The 15,664-nt window shown below is 67.3% G+C and carries 15 protein-coding genes; 13 read left to right on the top strand and 2 right to left on the bottom strand.

The features are described 5' to 3' along the window. Nucleotides 1-12: 12 nt before the first annotated feature. Nucleotides 13-1,281 (bottom strand): amino acid deaminase, encoded by a 1,269-nt coding sequence (locus ACZ5MJ_RS19495; RefSeq protein ID WP_464225254.1) that lies wholly within the window; start codon nt 1,279-1,281, stop codon nt 13-15. 239 nt (nt 1,282-1,520) lie between these two features. Here ACZ5MJ_RS19495 and ACZ5MJ_RS19500 point away from each other — a divergent pair, with 239 nt between their 5' ends. From ACZ5MJ_RS19500 to fghA, 11 genes are all read left to right on the top strand, one after another. Further along, the gene (locus ACZ5MJ_RS19500) at nt 1,521-2,426 is read left to right on the top strand and encodes a MurR/RpiR family transcriptional regulator (RefSeq protein WP_464225255.1); all 906 of its coding nucleotides are present in this window, start codon (nt 1,521-1,523) and stop codon (nt 2,424-2,426) included. A gap of 2 nt (nt 2,427-2,428) precedes the next feature. After that, complete coding sequence (locus tag ACZ5MJ_RS19505) at nt 2,429-3,901, top strand: N-acyl-D-amino-acid deacylase family protein (RefSeq protein ID WP_464225256.1); 1,473 nt, start codon at nt 2,429-2,431, stop codon at nt 3,899-3,901. 53 nt (nt 3,902-3,954) lie between these two features. Then, a complete protein-coding gene (locus ACZ5MJ_RS19510; RefSeq protein WP_432260508.1) occupies nt 3,955-4,347 on the top strand; it encodes a RidA family protein in 393 nt (130 codons plus the stop codon). 111 nt (nt 4,348-4,458) lie between these two features. Beyond that, on the top strand, nt 4,459-5,820 hold the full coding sequence (locus ACZ5MJ_RS19515; RefSeq protein WP_464225257.1) for a GntP family permease: 1,362 nt from the start codon (nt 4,459-4,461) through the stop codon (nt 5,818-5,820). A 388-nt stretch (nt 5,821-6,208) separates the two neighbouring features. Beyond that, the gene (locus ACZ5MJ_RS19520) at nt 6,209-6,394 is read left to right on the top strand and encodes a hypothetical protein (protein WP_464225258.1); all 186 of its coding nucleotides are present in this window, start codon (nt 6,209-6,211) and stop codon (nt 6,392-6,394) included. 106 nt (nt 6,395-6,500) lie between these two features. Next, entirely contained in the window at nt 6,501-6,707 is a 207-nt protein-coding gene (locus ACZ5MJ_RS19525; protein ID WP_464225259.1) for a type II toxin-antitoxin system VapB family antitoxin, read from the top strand. Further along, nucleotides 6,704-7,084: a type II toxin-antitoxin system VapC family toxin gene (locus ACZ5MJ_RS19530; protein WP_464225260.1), complete on the top strand. Its 381-nt coding sequence runs from the start codon at nt 6,704-6,706 to the stop codon at nt 7,082-7,084. Before ACZ5MJ_RS19525 ends, ACZ5MJ_RS19530 begins: the two co-directional genes overlap by 4 nt. Before the next feature lie 251 nt (nt 7,085-7,335). Further along, nucleotides 7,336-8,253 carry an aldo/keto reductase gene (locus ACZ5MJ_RS19535; protein WP_464225261.1) on the top strand — a complete coding sequence of 306 codons (918 nt, stop codon included), beginning with the start codon at nt 7,336-7,338 and terminating at the stop codon, nt 8,251-8,253. Nucleotides 8,254-8,265: 12 nt separating this feature from the next. Further along, entirely contained in the window at nt 8,266-9,648 is a 1,383-nt protein-coding gene (locus ACZ5MJ_RS19540; RefSeq protein WP_464225262.1) for an NTP/NDP exchange transporter, read from the top strand. A gap of 143 nt (nt 9,649-9,791) precedes the next feature. After that, nucleotides 9,792-10,898, top strand: coding sequence for an S-(hydroxymethyl)glutathione dehydrogenase/class III alcohol dehydrogenase (locus tag ACZ5MJ_RS19545; protein WP_432260492.1), 1,107 nt, complete (start codon nt 9,792-9,794; stop codon nt 10,896-10,898). Nucleotides 10,899-10,911: 13 nt separating this feature from the next. After that, nucleotides 10,912-11,754 carry an S-formylglutathione hydrolase gene (gene fghA / locus ACZ5MJ_RS19550; protein WP_464225263.1) on the top strand — a complete coding sequence of 281 codons (843 nt, stop codon included), beginning with the start codon at nt 10,912-10,914 and terminating at the stop codon, nt 11,752-11,754. A 10-nt stretch (nt 11,755-11,764) separates the two neighbouring features. Here fghA and ACZ5MJ_RS19555 read toward each other — a convergent pair whose 3' ends face one another. Continuing rightward, complete coding sequence (locus tag ACZ5MJ_RS19555; RefSeq protein ID WP_464225264.1) at nt 11,765-12,778, bottom strand: AraC family transcriptional regulator; 1,014 nt, start codon at nt 12,776-12,778, stop codon at nt 11,765-11,767. A gap of 153 nt (nt 12,779-12,931) precedes the next feature. Between ACZ5MJ_RS19555 and ACZ5MJ_RS19560 the strand changes: the two genes are divergently transcribed. Together ACZ5MJ_RS19560 and ACZ5MJ_RS19565 are read left to right on the top strand one after the other, a co-directional pair. After that, entirely contained in the window at nt 12,932-14,065 is a 1,134-nt protein-coding gene (locus ACZ5MJ_RS19560) for an acyl-CoA dehydrogenase family protein (RefSeq protein WP_464225265.1), read from the top strand. Nucleotides 14,066-14,110: 45 nt separating this feature from the next. After that, the gene (locus ACZ5MJ_RS19565; RefSeq protein WP_464225266.1) at nt 14,111-15,634 is read left to right on the top strand and encodes a CoA-acylating methylmalonate-semialdehyde dehydrogenase; all 1,524 of its coding nucleotides are present in this window, start codon (nt 14,111-14,113) and stop codon (nt 15,632-15,634) included. The last annotated feature ends 30 nt before the right edge of the window (nt 15,635-15,664 follow it).

Raw genomic sequence — 15,664 nt, forward strand, 5'->3', positions numbered from 1 at the left:
GGGCGGCCTGCGTCAGAAGAAGGTTTGGACGATGTCGATCACGCGCATGTCGCGGTCCAGCACCGGGATATGGCGCCACTTGTCGAAGGTCAGGCACGGGTGCGAGATATCGAAGGCGATCATGTCGCCGACCCGCACGTCGTCGCCCGGCCTGACCTGCAGGTAGGCGTGCTGGTCCATCATGCCGGTGACCTCCCAGTGCGCGGGGACGTCCACCGGCGCTTCGGTGCCGGGGCGATACAGGCGCGCGGGGATCGGCATGCCGGCGTCGAAGGCCGCATCGCGCTTGCCCATGCCGATGATGACGCGGTCCGGCTCGGGGATCGACTGCACATAAGCCCACAGCTGCAGTGCCGGCAGCAGGCCCTCGCGCATCTTCTGCGCGACCGGGTTGCTGGCCAGGATGCGCTGCTGCGCGGCGCGGTAGATGCCCACGTCGTGCGTCAGGTAGCAACCCGGGCGCAGCACGATGTCGATCGGCGCGCCGATCTCGGTGCGCGCGAATTCCTCGGCCACCACGTCATACCAGGCCGAGCCCGCGCCCGACATCACCACCGGGCTGCGGCCGAAACGGCCTTCCTGCGCCAGTTGCCGCGTCACCGCCACGGTGCGCTGCAGGAACTTGCGGATATCGGCTTCTTCCTTGAGCACGCCCTCGTAGATTTCCACGCCGGCCAGCGACAGCGCCTGCGGCCAGCGCGCCAGCGCCTCCAGCACGGCCTGCTGCTGCGCGTCGTCGCGCACGCCGGTGCGCCCCCCTTCGACGCCCAGCTCCAGCAGCACCTGCAGCGTCTGGCCGCGTTCCTGGAAGAACTTGCCGAGCTGGTCGACCAGCGCGGCCGAGTCCACCAGCGCGAAGAATTCGAAATCCGGGTCGCGCAGCAGGTCCGCGATGATTTCCATATTGCGGCGGCCCACCAGCTGGTTGGCCATCAGCACGCGCTTGACGCCGTGCGCATGCGCAGCAGCGGTCTGGTGCGCGGTGGCCAGCGTGATGCCCCACGCGCCGGCGCCGAGCTGGCGCGCAAACAGCTTGGGCGCCATGGTGGTCTTGCCATGCGGCGCAAGCTGCACGCCGTACTCGTTCATGAAACGGCGCATCCATTCCAGGTTGTGCGCAAGCCGGTCTTCATAGAGCACCGCGGCCGGCAGGCTCAGCTCTTCCTGCAACAGGTTCCAGCCGGTCTGTCCGGCCGCATCCGGGGCGATGGGGCCTTCCATGCGGCCCAGCGCCTTGTTGAGCGGATCGATCACGCCGGCCTGATACTTTATTTCACGCATCCTTGTCATCACCCTGAAAAAATCTGATTGACGTAATGATAGCCCTGAAAATAAGATATTTCATCCTTGTTATAAAGTAACATGCAGAGGCCAGGAAGGGCTAGCCAGGGCCATGCGACGGCCTGCCGCCACAGGGCGCCAGTCACTGTTATAGCCCTTGCCCGCGGACACTGCAGCTTCCGTCACATTTCGATCCGATCCGCCTTTCCGATCCCTCTGCCGATCCGACCTGCCCGCCCATGACCGCGCCCTTCGACATCCTGACCCGCATCGCCGAGCGCGGCCCCGCGCTGCGCCTGGCCGAGCAGAAGGTGGCGCAGGTGGTGCTGGAGGACCTGGCCGGCGCCGCCGCCGCCAGCATCAATGAACTGGCGCGCAAGGCCGGCGTCAGCGAAGCCAGCGTGACGCGCTTTGCCAAGGCCATTGGCTGCCGCGACGTGCGCGACCTGAAGCTGCGCCTGGCCCAGGCCACCGCGGTGGGCGCGCGCTTCCTGCAGCCCGGCGCCGTCCCCGCCGGTGAAGCCGCCCCGGCCACGCTGGCCGACAGCATCCACGCCGACATCCTGACCGCACTGGAAGTCAATCGCGGCCTGATGGACGCCCAGCGCATCGAACAGGCCGCGCGCCTGTTGCTTGGCGCACGCATGGTCTACGCTTTTGGCATGGGCGGCGGCTCATCGTTCATGGCCGACGAGGCACGCCATCGCCTGGCGCGCCTGGGCCAGCCGGTGGCGAGCTACCAGGACGCCCTGCTGCAGAAGATGGTGGCGGCCACGCTGGGCCGCGACGACGTGGTGCTGGCCTTCTCGGCCAGCGGCCGCGTGCCGGAGATGCTGGCCAGCTGCGATATCGCGCGCGAGTACGGCGCCCGCCTGGTGGCCGTGACCGCGCTGGGCTCGCCGCTGGCCGCGCGCGCCGACGTGCTGCTGCCGGTGCGCACGCTGGAGACGGATTTCATTTTCAAGCCGTCGGCATCGCGCTACGCCATGCTGATGGTGCTGGACGTGCTGGCCACGCAATGCGCGCTGTTGCAGCCGGACCAGAGCAAGGAGCGCCTGCGCCGGCTCAAGTACGTGCTGGACAGCCACCGCGGCGAAAGCGGCCCCGGCAAGGGCCCCGACAGCCGCCAGCCGCTGGGAGACTGACCATGCCACACCTGTTCGATACCCTGATCCGCTGCGTCACGCTGATCGACGGCTCCGGCGCCGCCGCGCGCCTGGCCGACGTGGCCCTGCGCGACGGCCGCATCGCCCGCATCGACGAACCCGGTTCGATCGACCCCGATGCCGCCGCGCATGTGGTCGAAGGCGACGGCCTGGTGCTCGCACCCGGCTTTATCGACGTGCACACGCACGACGACACCAACGTGGTGCGCCAGCCCGAGATGACGCCCAAGCTGTCGCAGGGCGTGACCACGGTGGTGGTCGGCAACTGCGGCATCAGCGCCGCGCCGGTAACGCTGGCGGGCGAGCCGCCCGACCCGATGAACCTGCTCGGCCACGCCGACGCCTTCCGCTATCCGGATTTCAAGAGCTACGTCGATGCCGTGGCAGCCGCGCAGCCCGCGGTCAATGTCGCCGCGCTGGTCGGCCATACCGCGCTGCGCAGCAATCATATGGACCGCTTCGACCGGGCCGCCACCCCGGAAGAGATCGCGGCGATGCGCGCGCAACTGGAAGAAGCGCTGCAGCATGGCGCGCTGGGCCTGTCCACGGGCCTCGCCTACGCCAATGCCTTCAACGCGCCGACCGAAGAAGTGCTGGCGCTGGCCGAGCCCCTGGCCAAGGCCGGCGCGCTCTACGCCACCCACCTGCGCAGCGAGTTTGCCGAGATCCTCGACGCCATGGACGAGGCCTTCCGCATCGGCCGCCATGCGCGCGTGCCGGTGGTGATCTCGCACCTGAAATGCGCGGGCGTGGACAACTGGGGCCGCAGCACCGAGGTGCTGGACGCGCTCGACGGCGCCCAGCGCTGGCAGCCGGTGGGCTGCGACTGCTACCCCTACACCGCCAGCTCGTCCACGCTGGACCTGAAACAGGTCACCAGCGACTTCGACATCATGGTGACCTGGTCCGAAGGCGCGCCCGAGATGGGCGGCCGCCTGCTGGCCGATATCGCCGCCGAATGGCAGGTTGACCTGCACGAGGCCGCGCGCCGGCTGATGCCCGCCGGCGCGGTCTACCACTGCATGGAAGACGCCGACGTCGACCGCATCCTGAGCCATCCGGCCACGGTGGTCGGTTCGGACGGGCTGCCCAACGACCCGCTGCCGCATCCGCGCCTCTGGGGTGCCTTCCCGCGCGTGCTGGGCCACTACGCCCGCGACCGCGAACTGTTCCCGCTGACGGTGGCCGTCAACAAGATGACCGGCATGTCCGCCGAGCGCTTTGGCCTGCAGGAGCGCGGCTTCGTGCGCGAAGGCTACTGGGCCGACCTGGTGCTGTTCGACGCCGTCACCATCCGCGACGCGGCCAGCTTTACCGATCCCATGCAACCGGCCGAGGGCATTGCCGCGGTCTGGGTCAATGGCGAGCTGTCATGGCAGCAGCGCCAGACCACCGGCGTGCGCGCCGGCCGGTTCCTGCCGCGCGGCGCGCGGCCCGGGTCCGGCGCCGCCTGACCGGGGCGCTGCCCTCACTTCTTTCCCCTATCCAACCCATCCCAGGAGTACCCATGGACATCAAACGATTCGGCGTCGAAGGCGGCACCGGCACCGGCGGCCAGCACATGCCCTTTGCCCGCGCGGTCGCGGCCGATGGCTGGCTCTATGTCTCCGGCCAGGTGCCGATGGTCAACGGCGAAGTCATCGACGGCGGCATCGTGCCCCAGACCCACCAGGCCATCAGGAACGTGCTGGCCATCCTGGCCGAGGCCGGCTACGGCCCCGAGCACGTGGTGCGCTGCGGCGTGTGGCTGGACGACACGCGCGACTTTGCCTCGTTCAACAAGATCTTCAAGGAATACTTCGGCGCCAACCCGCCCGCGCGCGCCTGCGTGCAGTCGAGCATGGTGGTGGACTGCAAGGTCGAAGTGGACTGCATCGCCTACAAGAAGCCGGCGGCCTGAGCCGATCGCCTGCGGATTGCGTCATCCCCTCTCCCAACCGCGGGAGAGGGGAAAAACTAAAAACTAACCCCTGCCGCCACAAGCGGCCTTTATTCCACGCAAGGAGACAATATGGGTGCCGTCACCGGAACCACGCTCTTGGTGTATGCGCTGATCGCAGTGATCGCACTGGTCGTGCTGATCGCGCGCTTCAAGCTCAACCCCTTCATTACCCTGGTGGTCGTCTCGGTCCTGCTCGGCTTTGCCGTGGGCATGCCGATGGGCGACATCATCAAGTCGTTCGAAGCCGGCGTCGGCGGCACCCTCGGCCATATCGCGCTGGTGATCGGCCTGGGCACCATGCTCGGCAAGATGATGGCCGAATCCGGCGGCGCCGAGCGCATCGCGCGCACGCTGATCGACTTCTTCGGCGAGAAGAACGTGCACTGGGCGATGGTCACCATCGCCTTTATCGTCGGCCTGCCGGTGTTCTTCGAAGTGGGCTTCGTGCTGCTGGTGCCGATCGCCTTCAACGTGGCCAAGCGCACCGGCACGTCGATGGTGCTGGTCGGCATCCCGATGGTGGCCGGCCTGTCGGTGGTGCACGGCCTGATCCCGCCGCACCCGGCGGCGCTGCTGGCGGTGACCGCCTATGGCGCCGATATCGGCAAGACCATCATGTACGCGCTGATCGTGGGCATCCCGACCGCGGCCATTGCCGGCCCGCTGTTCGCCAAGCTGATGGACCGCTACGTGAAGCTGCCTGACGTCAACCCGCTGGCCGCGCAGTTCACGGAAGAAGACGAAGGCGTCAAGGCCTCGCACCAGCTGCCGGGCTTTGGCATCACGGTGTTCACCATCCTGCTGCCCGTGATCCTGATGCTGATCGGCAGCTGGGCCGACCTGATCACCACGCCCAAGACTTTTGCCAACGACTTCCTCAAGCTGATCGGCAACTCGGTGATGGCGCTGCTGATCGCCGCGCTGGTGAGCTTCTACACCTTCGGCAAGGCGCGCGGCTTCAACCGCGAAACGATCCTCAAGTTCACCAACGAGTGCGTGGCACCCACGGCCATCATCACGCTGGTGGTTGGCGCGGGTGGCGGCTTCGGGCGCATCCTGCGCGACTCGGGCGTCTCCAACGCCATCGTGGACGTGGCCACCAACGCGCATGTCTCGGTGCTGCTGCTGGGCTGGCTGGTCGCGGTGATGATCCGTATCGCCACCGGCTCCGCCACCGTGGCCATGACCACCGCTGCCGGTATCGTCGCGCCGATCGCCGCCAGCGTGCCGGGCACGCGTCCGGAACTGCTGGTGCTGACCACCGGCGCCGGCTCGCTGATCCTGTCGCACGTGAACGACGGCGGCTTCTGGCTGGTCAAGGAGTACTTCAACATGACCGTGACCCAGACCTTCAAGACCTGGTCGGTCTGCGAAACCATCATCTCGGTGGTGGCACTGCTGCTGACGCTGGGCCTGGCCACGCTGGTCTGAGCGTTCGCTCCCGCGCCCCCGCCCTGGGGGCGCGCAGGCATTTTCAAGAGTCGGCGATTCCTGACTCGGCGGCACGGATTCAAACTTCGCCCGCCCTCCGAAATGCGACGTCTCTCATCGATTCCCCGGCACCGACAGCAAATACTGGTGACGTCATCGGATCACCGATGATCGGGTGTGGAAAGCCCGGATGTTTAAGGTGGACAGGCGTTGCGCTTACAGTGGGCAACGCCTGTGTGCTCGCATGAACCTGGTTGGTTCCCTGGCGGGCCGGGCGAGGCAGCCGCAAGGCTGGCCGGTTCCCCTCCTTAGACCGGTCTTTCCACCCTCGTCTGGCCCGCCGCCCTCATATGGCAATGAGTGGCGCGCATTGACTAGTGGGGAATCAATGACAACGATCGATGAAATGACTGACGAATGCCTGCAGCAAGTTCGCGCCGGTATCGATGGCGTGCTCGTACTGCTGGATCACGAAAGCGAAAGTTCGGAGGGCTGCTTCAATGCGCTCTGCCTGCTGGGCATGGTGAAGAGGCAGCTTGACGGGCTGATGGCTGAACGAGAGCAGATGCAGTAGAGGCTCGCAGGTGTGGCGGTGGACGATCCGTCACACCTGCGAACAACCTTGCCTGGATGCTATTTTTGATGCAAGATGACATCAAATCTGAGGCAAGGAGCATGGTATGCGCACGACCGTCACGATCGACGACGCCCTGTATGAACAAGCACTAGAGATGGCAGACCCCGGCATGGACAAATCTGACCTTTTTCGCGAGGCAATCAAGACTTTCGTTCGGGTACAAGCAGCCAAGCGCCTCGCGGCACTGGGTGGCGCCGCCCCCGCCATGGAAGATATGCCACGCCGCCGCATGGAACCTGAAGCGAAATGAGCGTGCTTGTCGACACCTCTGTGTGGGTAGACCATTTCAAGAGCCGCAATGACGCACTGGTGCGCTTGCTCGTGTCGGATCAGGCGCTGACCCACCCCATGGTCCTGGTTGAACTCGCTTGCGGGACGCCCCCGGCACCGCGTGTCCGGACACTCGGCGACATCGGCCTGCTGCAGCCTGCAAGGCAGGCGAGCCTGACAGAGGTGATGGCGTTCATCGAGCAAGAGAAACTGCATGGACTGGGCTGCGGCCTGGTGGATGTTTCATTGCTGGCTTCCACGCTGATTACGCCAGGCGCACGGCTATGGACACTGGACCAGCGCCTCAACGACTTGTCAGCACGTTTTGGTGTGGCACATCGACCCAGGCTTCACTAGGCCACGCGGGCACGTCGCCCTCCGCCCACGCTCACCAGCGCATCCAGCCGCACCTTGTCCGCCAGCGGCGCAGCGCTGTCCGACGCATGTACCACCCTCCCCCGGTCCGGCACCATCGCGCGCTGCGTCATCTGGTGAAAACGATGCTCGGCATGGGCGAGATTTGCCGCGCAACTGATCAACGCAACGGTTTACAAGGCTCTGCCCACCGCCTAAGTTCAACCAGTCAGTGACTTGCCGGGAACCACCCCATGTCAATCGACCGTCGCTCATTCCTCAGCCTGGCCGCCGGGCTTGCCGCTACCGGCCTCGGCCCCGTGCTGCCGGCCCATGCCGCCACCGTCGCCGTCCCCATGCGCCGCAACATCCCTGGCACCACCGAGGCCCTGCCCGTGATCGGCATGGGCACAGCCGACACCTTCAATGTCGGCACCGGCGCCGATGAACGCAAGCCGCTGGCCGAGGTGCTGGGGCTGCTGCTGCAGACCGAGGGTTCGGTCATCGATACCGCGCCCAGCTACGGCAGCGCCGAAGCCGTAACGGGCGATCTGCTGAGCGCGGTCAATGCCCGCAACCGGGTGTTCCTGGCCACCAAGATCTCGGCCCGGTCCGGCGCACCGGCGCAGGCGCAATGGGCGCGCTCGCTCGCCGACCTGCACGTGGACAAGGTCGACCTGCTGCAGGTGCATAACCTGATCGACTGGCAGGCCAACCTGCGCTGGCTGCGCGATCTGAAGGAACAGGGCCGCATCCGCTACCTGGGCATCACCCATTACCGCGAGGACGCGCATGAGGCGCTGGAGCAGATCGTGCGCAGCGAGCGCGTGGACTTTGTCCAGGTCAACTACTCCGTGGCCGAGCGCAATGCCGAACGCACACTGCTGCCACTGTGCGAAGCGCGTGGCGTAGCGGTGCTGGTCAACCGGCCGTTCCAGGACGGGCGCCTGTTCCGTGTGGTCAAGGACCACCCGCTGCCGGAGTGGGCCGGCGATATCGACTGCGGCTCGTGGAGCCAGCTGTTCCTGAAGTTCATCGTCAGCCATCCGGCCGTGACGGCGGCGATCCCGGCCACCTCCAAAGCGCGCAACATGGCCGACAACCTTGGGGCCGGGCTGGGCCGCATGCCCGACCCCGGCCAGCGCGAGCGTATCGCCGCGCTGCTGCGCTGAGCGCTATCGATCATGGACGATCCGGCGCGCGATGCGCCTGCCAGCGGCCTGGCCCGGCTGCGGCGCGGCTTCGGTATCCGCCCCGGCGAGGCCAGCGCCGTGGTCGCCGGCTTCCTGTTCTTCTTCTGCCTGTTCGCCAGCTATTTCATGCTGCGGCCGGTGCGCGAGACCATGGGCATTGCCGGCGGCGTGAAGAACCTGCAGTGGCTGTTCACCGCCACCTTTGTTGTGATGCTGGCCGCGATCCCGCTATACGGTGCGGTCTGCGCCTGGCTGCCGCGGCGCCGCTTCGTGCCCTGGGTATACGCCTTCTTTATCGCCAACCTGCTGGGCTTTGCGCTGGCCACGCGCGCCCTGCCTGACAACGTCTGGCTGGCGCGCGTGTTCTACGTTTGGTTGTCGGTATTCAACCTGTTCGTGGTGTCGGTGGCATGGAGCCTGATGGCCGATGTGTTCCGGCCCGAGCAGGCACGCCGGCTGTTCGCGCTGCTGGCCGCCGGCGCCAGCGCGGGCGGACTGGCCGGGCCGCTGCTGGGCGGCTGGCTGGTGCCGCGGCTCGGCCTGACCGGCCTGATGCTGCTGTCGGCAGCGCTGCTGGCCGCAACGCTGCCTGGCGTGGGCTGGCTGTTCGGCTGGCGCCGCCGCGCCGGCGCAGGCGTGGTGCAGCCAGGCGAAGCCGCCACCGGCGCGGTGCAGGATCCTGCCAAACCGATCGGCGGCGGGCTGCTGGCCGGGCTGTCGCTGCTGCTGCGCACGCGCTACCTGCTCGGCATCGGCTTGTTTGTGATCCTGCTGGCCACGGCCAGCACCTTCCTGTATTTCGAGCAGGCTCGGCTGGTGGCCGAGGCCTTTCCCGAGCGCACCCGCCAGACCCAGGTCTTCAGCGCGCTGGACGCCGCCGTACAGGCGCTGACCATCCTGGTCCAGCTCTTCTTCACCGGCCGCATGGCGCGCCGCTATGGTGTCGGCGTGCTGCTCACGGCAGTACCGCTGGCCGTGACCTGCGGCTTTCTCGTGCTGGCGATGTTGCCAACCTTCGGCGTGCTTGCCGGCGCGATGATCCTGCGCCGCGTCGGCGAATACGCCCTGCTGCGCCCGGGCCGCGAGATGCTGTTCACCGTGGTCGATCCCGAGACCAAATACAAGGCCAAGAATGTGATCGACACCGCGGTCTACCGCGCGGGCGATGCAGTCAGCGCCTGGGTCAAGACGGGAATCGATGCGCTGTCGGGGCACCCGGCCACGGTGGCGCTGGCGGGTGCCGCGCTGGCGCTGGCATGGGCGGGGCTGGGCTGGTGGCTGGGGCGGCGGCATGAGGGGCAGCTTGGCCCGCCGGATGCCGGACTCGGCCGTACCGCCAGCCATGCGGCTGAACCTTCGACCCTCAGACGATGAGCGCTGATCGGCCAAACCTGGCCTCCTGCCGCAGGAAGATCGTATAGTCATGCCCTCGGACCTGGCTTGCTCTCATGCGCTGCGCCGGCCTTCGTCGCGCAGCCCGCAATCCCCCCACATTCCTGATCCCGGAGGACTCCCCCATGAAAACCAAAGCCGCCATCGCCTGGAAAGCCGGTGCCCCGCTGACCATTGAAGACGTGGACCTGGACGGCCCGCGCGCCGGCGAAGTGCTGGTGGAAGTGAAAGCCACCGGCATCTGCCATACCGACTACTACACCTTGTCCGGCGCCGACCCGGAAGGCATCTTCCCGGCGATCCTGGGCCATGAGGGCGCGGGCATCGTCACCGATGTCGGCCCGGGCGTGACGTCGCTCAAGCCGGGCGACCACGTGATCCCCCTGTACACGCCGGAATGCCGCCAGTGCAAGTTCTGCCTGTCGCGCAAGACCAACCTGTGCCAGGCGATCCGCGCCACCCAGGGCAAGGGCCTGATGCCGGACGGCACCTCGCGCTTCTCGATCGACGGCAAGCCGATCTTCCATTACATGGGCACTTCCACCTTCGCCAACCACATCGTGGTGCCAGAGATCGCGCTGGCCAAAATCCGCCCGGATGCGCCGTTCGACAAGGTCTGCTACATCGGCTGCGGCGTCACCACCGGCGTGGGCGCGGTGCTGTTCACCGCCAAGGTCGAAGCCGGCGCCAACGTGGTCGTGTTCGGCCTGGGCGGCATCGGCCTGAACGTGATCCAGGCAGCGAAAATGGTCGGCGCCGACAAGATCATCGGCGTGGACCTGAACCCGGGGCGCGAGGCAATGGCGCGCAAGTTCGGCATGACGCATTTCGTCAACCCGAAGGACGTGGACAACGTGGTCGACCATATCATCCAGCTGACCGATGGCGGCGCCGACTATTCGTTCGAATGCATCGGCAACACGCAGGTCATGCGCCAGGCGCTGGAGTGCTGCCACAAGGGCTGGGGCAAGTCGATCATCATCGGCGTGGCCGAGGCCGGGGCGGAGATCTCGACCCGCCCGTTCCAGCTGGTGACGGGGCGCGAGTGGAAGGGCTCGGCCTTCGGCGGCGCGCGCGGCCGCACTGACGTGCCGAAGATCGTCGACTGGTACATGGAAGGCAAGCTCAATATCGACGACCTGATCACGCATACGCTGCCGCTGGAGCGCATCAACGAAGGCTTCGACCTGATGAAGCGCGGGGAGTCGATCCGCTCCGTGGTGCTGTACTGAGGACGGCGCCGACATGGAACTGATCTCGCAACACGGCTGCCACGGCGGCGTGCAGCGCTTCTATCGCCATGACTCGGCGGCGATCGGGCTGCCGATGCGATTCTCGGTCTACCTGCCGCCGCAGGCGCAGGCGGGCGGCAAGGTGCCGGTGCTGTTTTACCTGGCCGGCCTGACCTGCACCGAGGAGACCTTCATGATCAAGGCCGGCGCGCAGCGCTTTGCCGCCGAACACGGCCTGATGCTGGTGGCGCCGGACACCAGTCCGCGCAACGCGGGCCTGCCGGGCGAGGCCGATGCCTGGGACTTTGGCGTGGGCGCCGGGTTCTATGTCGATGCCACCGAGGCGCCATGGAACCAGCACTGGCGCATGGAAAGCTACGTCGCGGACGAACTGTTCGGGCTGGTCACCACCGCGCTGCCTGGCGATGCCAGCCGTGTCGGCATCTTCGGGCATTCGATGGGCGGGCACGGGGCACTGGTGCTGGCGCAGCGCCATCCGCGGCGCTTCCGCTCGGTGTCGGCGTTTGCGCCGATCGCCGCGCCCTCGCGCTGCCCGTGGGGAGAAAAAGCCTTCACCGGCTACCTGGGCAGCGACCGCGCCGCCTGGGCCGCGCACGACGCCAGCGAGCTGATGGCACGCCAGCAGCAGGCGCCGTTCCCGGCCGGCATCCTGGTCGACCAGGGCCTGGACGACCAGTTCCTGCCAAACCAGCTGCATCCGGAGGCATTCGCCGCGGCCTGCCAGGCCGTCGGCCAGCCGCTGACGCTGCGCCGCCACAGCGGCTACGACCACGGCTATTACTTCATCACCAGCTTTATCGCCGACCACATCCGCCACCACGCCGCGCAGCTGTAGTCGCGCGGCCTCAACCCTCGGCCAAGCGGCGGTAAGCCCCCGGGCGCGATCCGGTCCAGCGCCGGAACGCCCGGTGGAACGCGCCCGGCTCGGCAAAGCCGAGCTCGGCCGCGATATCCGCGACCGCGCGCCCGGAATGGCTCAGCGCCTCGATCGCCAGGTCGCGCCGCAGCGCGTCCTTCAGGTCCTGGTAGCTGACGCCCTCTTCCATCAGCCGGCGCCGCAGCGATGATGCCGACAGGTTCAGGCTGACGGCCAGATCTTCAAAGGTGGGCCATTGATCCGGACGCTGGTTGCGCAGCACCCGGCGCACGCGCGCGCCCACGCTGGCGCGGTCGGAGTACTTGACCACCACGTTGTGCGGCGCATCGCGCAGGAAAGCCTTCAGGCTGCGCTCGTCCTGGCGCACCGGCTGCTCCAGCAGCGCGGCATCGAACACCAGCGCCGTCGCCGGCTGCGCGAACGCCAGCTGGCGCGAATACATGACGCGGTACTCAGCGCTGTACGGCGGTTCGTCATAGTCGAAAGCCGCCAGCCGCACCGGCACGCGCCGCCGCAGCAGCCAGCTCATCAGGCCATGCAGCATGATCAGCATGGTTTCCTTGGCAAACACGCCCGGCTGCCGCCCCAGGTGCGCGCAGGGCGCGCTCAGCACCAGCGCAGCCTCGTCGCCGTGGCGTTCGAGCCGCACGCCGATATCGTCCAGCAGCAGCCGGAAGTACCGCGTGATCCGCTCCAGTCCCTGCGCAAGCGTGCGGCTGCCGGCCACCGCATGGCACAGCATGGCAAAGCTGCCGCACTTCATGCTGCGCGAGTCCTGGCCGAAGAATTCATCGTCCAGCGCCGCCGCCACCGCCAGCCACAGCTCGCTGTAGCTGGCCGACGAGACGCGCGCCTGCGGCACCGCCAGCAGCGCCGGTGCAATGCCGGCGCTGCGCAGCACCGGATCGGGGTCGATCCCGCGCGCGCGCAGCCCCCCAATGGCGTGGTGGACGAAACAGATGGCGACACTGCCTTTTTCCATGGCGCTGGCGGGTGGCAAACGAGTTCACGAAGATTGGCGGATTTTGGCATAGGAGCCCGCCCCCGGCGTTCCTACACTGCCCACAGGTCAAACGCCGAGCGCGCATTCTGCCTGACTTGCCGCGCGGCTCCAAACGCCCCACCCCAATCTGCCATGCACAGCGACTACACCGAAGAGCAAACCCTGATCCGCGACAGCGCGCGCGCCTTTGCCACCGAACGGCTGGCCGTCGGCGCCGCGCAATGGGACCGCGACGGCCGCCTGCCCGACGAGGTGGTCGCCGAAATGGGCGCGCTGGGCCTGTTGGGCATGATCGTGCCCGAGGAATGGGGCGGCACCTATACCGACTACGTCGCCTATGCGCTGGCGATCGAAGAGATCGCCGCCGGCTGCGCCGCCTGCGCCACCATGATGAGCGTGCATAACTCGGTCGGCTGCGGACCGATCCTGCACTACGGCACCGATGCGCAGAAAGAACAATACCTGGCACAGCTGGCCAGCGGCGAGATGATCGGCGCGTTCTGCCTGACCGAGCCGCAGGCTGGCTCCGAGGCGCACAACCTGCGCACGCGCGCCCGCTTCACCGACAACAGCTGGGTACTCAACGGCAGCAAGCAGTTTGTCACCAACGGCCAGCGCGCCAGCGTCGCGGTGGTATTTGCCTCGACCGAGCCCGAACGCGGCAAGAAGGGTATCTCCGCCTTCCTGGTCCCCACCAGCACGCCGGGCTTTATCGTCCACGCCCCGGAAAAGAAGCTTGGCATCCGCGCCTCGGACACCTGCGCGATTACCCTGGAAGACTGCACCGTACCGCACGACGCGCTGCTCGGCGAGCCCGGCGAAGGGCTGCGCATCGCGCTGTCCAACCTGGAAGGCGGGCGCATCGGCATTGCCGCGCAGGCAATCGGGATCGCGCGCTCGGCCTTCGAAGCCGCGTGCCGCTACGCATCGGAACGCATACAGTTTGGCCGCGCGCTGCGCGAGCATCCGCCCATTGCCAACATGCTGGCCGACATGGCCACCGAACTGAATGCCGCGCGCCTGCTGGTGCATCGCGCCGCCCGCATGCGCAGCGAAGGCGTGCCGTGCCTGTCCGAAGCCTCGCAGGCCAAGCTGTATGCATCCGAACTGGCCGAGCGCGTGTGCTCCAAGGCGCTGCAGATCCACGGCGGCTACGGCTACCTGGAAGACTACCCGGTCGAGCGCCACTACCGCGACGCCCGCATCACCCAGATCTACGAAGGCACCAGCGAGATCCAGCGCATGCTGATCGCGCGCAGCCTTTAGTCCCACCTTCCCTTGCCAACAGAACCAGACCCTCCGGAGACAACCATGACTGCCGTGCCCAAGACCGACCTTGCTGTGCCGACCGTGCCGCTGCTGATCAACGGCGAATGGGTGGATTCGTCCGCCACCGAATTCCGCAACGTTGTCAATCCCGCCACGCAGGAAGTGCTGGCCCGCGTGCCGCTGGCCACCGCCAGCGAAGTCGCCGCCGCGGTCGGTGCCGCGCACCGCGCCTTTGCCACGTGGCGCCACACGCCCATCGGCGCACGGCTGCGCGTCATGCTGCGCTTCCAGGCGCTGATCCGCGAGCACAGCAAGCGAATCGCCGCCATCCTGACCGCCGAACAAGGCAAGACCCTGGCCGATGCCGAGGGCGATATCTTCCGCGGGCTGGAGGTGGTTGAGCACGCTTGCTCGATCGGCACCCTGCAGCAAGGCGGCTTTGCCGAGAACGTGGCCGCCACCGTCGACACCTACACGCTGCAGCAGCCGATCGGCGTCTGCGCCGGCATCACGCCGTTCAACTTCCCGGCGATGATCCCGCTGTGGATGTTCCCGATGGCGATCGTGTGCGGCAATACCTTCGTGCTCAAGCCTTCGGAGCAGGACCCGCTGTCCACCATGGAACTGGTCAAGCTGGCACTGGAAGCCGGCGTGCCGCCGGGCGTGCTGAACGTGGTGCACGGCGCCAAGGACGTGGTCGACGCGCTGTGCACGCACCCGGACATCAAGGCCGTGTCGTTCGTGGGCTCGACCGCCGTCGGCACCCACGTCTACAACCTGGCCGGCGCGCACGGCAAGCGCGTGCAGTCGATGATGGGCGCCAAGAACCATGCGGTGGTGCTGCCGGATGCGCACAAGGAACAGACACTGAACGCCCTGGCGGGCGCAAGCTTCGGCGCGGCCGGCCAGCGTTGCATGGCCACCTCGGTGGTCGTGCTGGTGGGGGCGGCACGCGACTGGGTGCCCGACCTGGTCGAACGCGCCAGGACCCTGAAAGTCGGCGCCGGCGCCGAGGCGGGCACCGATGTCGGCCCCGTGGTATCGGTGGCGGCAAAGGAACGGATCCTCGGCCTGATCGCCGCCGGCGAGCGCGAAGGTGCAACGCTGGTGCTCGATGGCCGCGGCGCGCAGGTGCCAGGCTACCCGCAGGGCAACTTCATTGGCCCGACCATCTTTACCGATGTGCGGACCGATATGTCGATCTACACCGAAGAGATCTTCGGACCGGTGCTGGTGGTAATCGGCGTCGATACGCTGGACGACGCCATCGCCCTGGTCAACCGCAACCCGTTCGGCAACGGCACCGGCGTGTTCACGCAGAGCGGCGCGGCCGCACGCAAGTTCCAGAGCGAGATCGACGTGGGCCAGGTCGGCATCAACATCCCCATCCCGGTGCCGGTGCCCTACTTCAGCTTCACCGGCTCGCGCGGCTCCAAGCTGGGCGACCTGGGGCCGTACGGCAAGCAGGTGGTGCAGTTCTACACGCAGACCAAGACGGTGACGGCGCGGTGGTTTGATGACGCCACGGTCAATGATGGGGTGAATACCACCATCAGTTTGAAATAAGCACGCGGCATTCAAGAACGACACAGAAGG

This window comes from Cupriavidus sp. LA-1 (genome assembly GCF_055385985.1).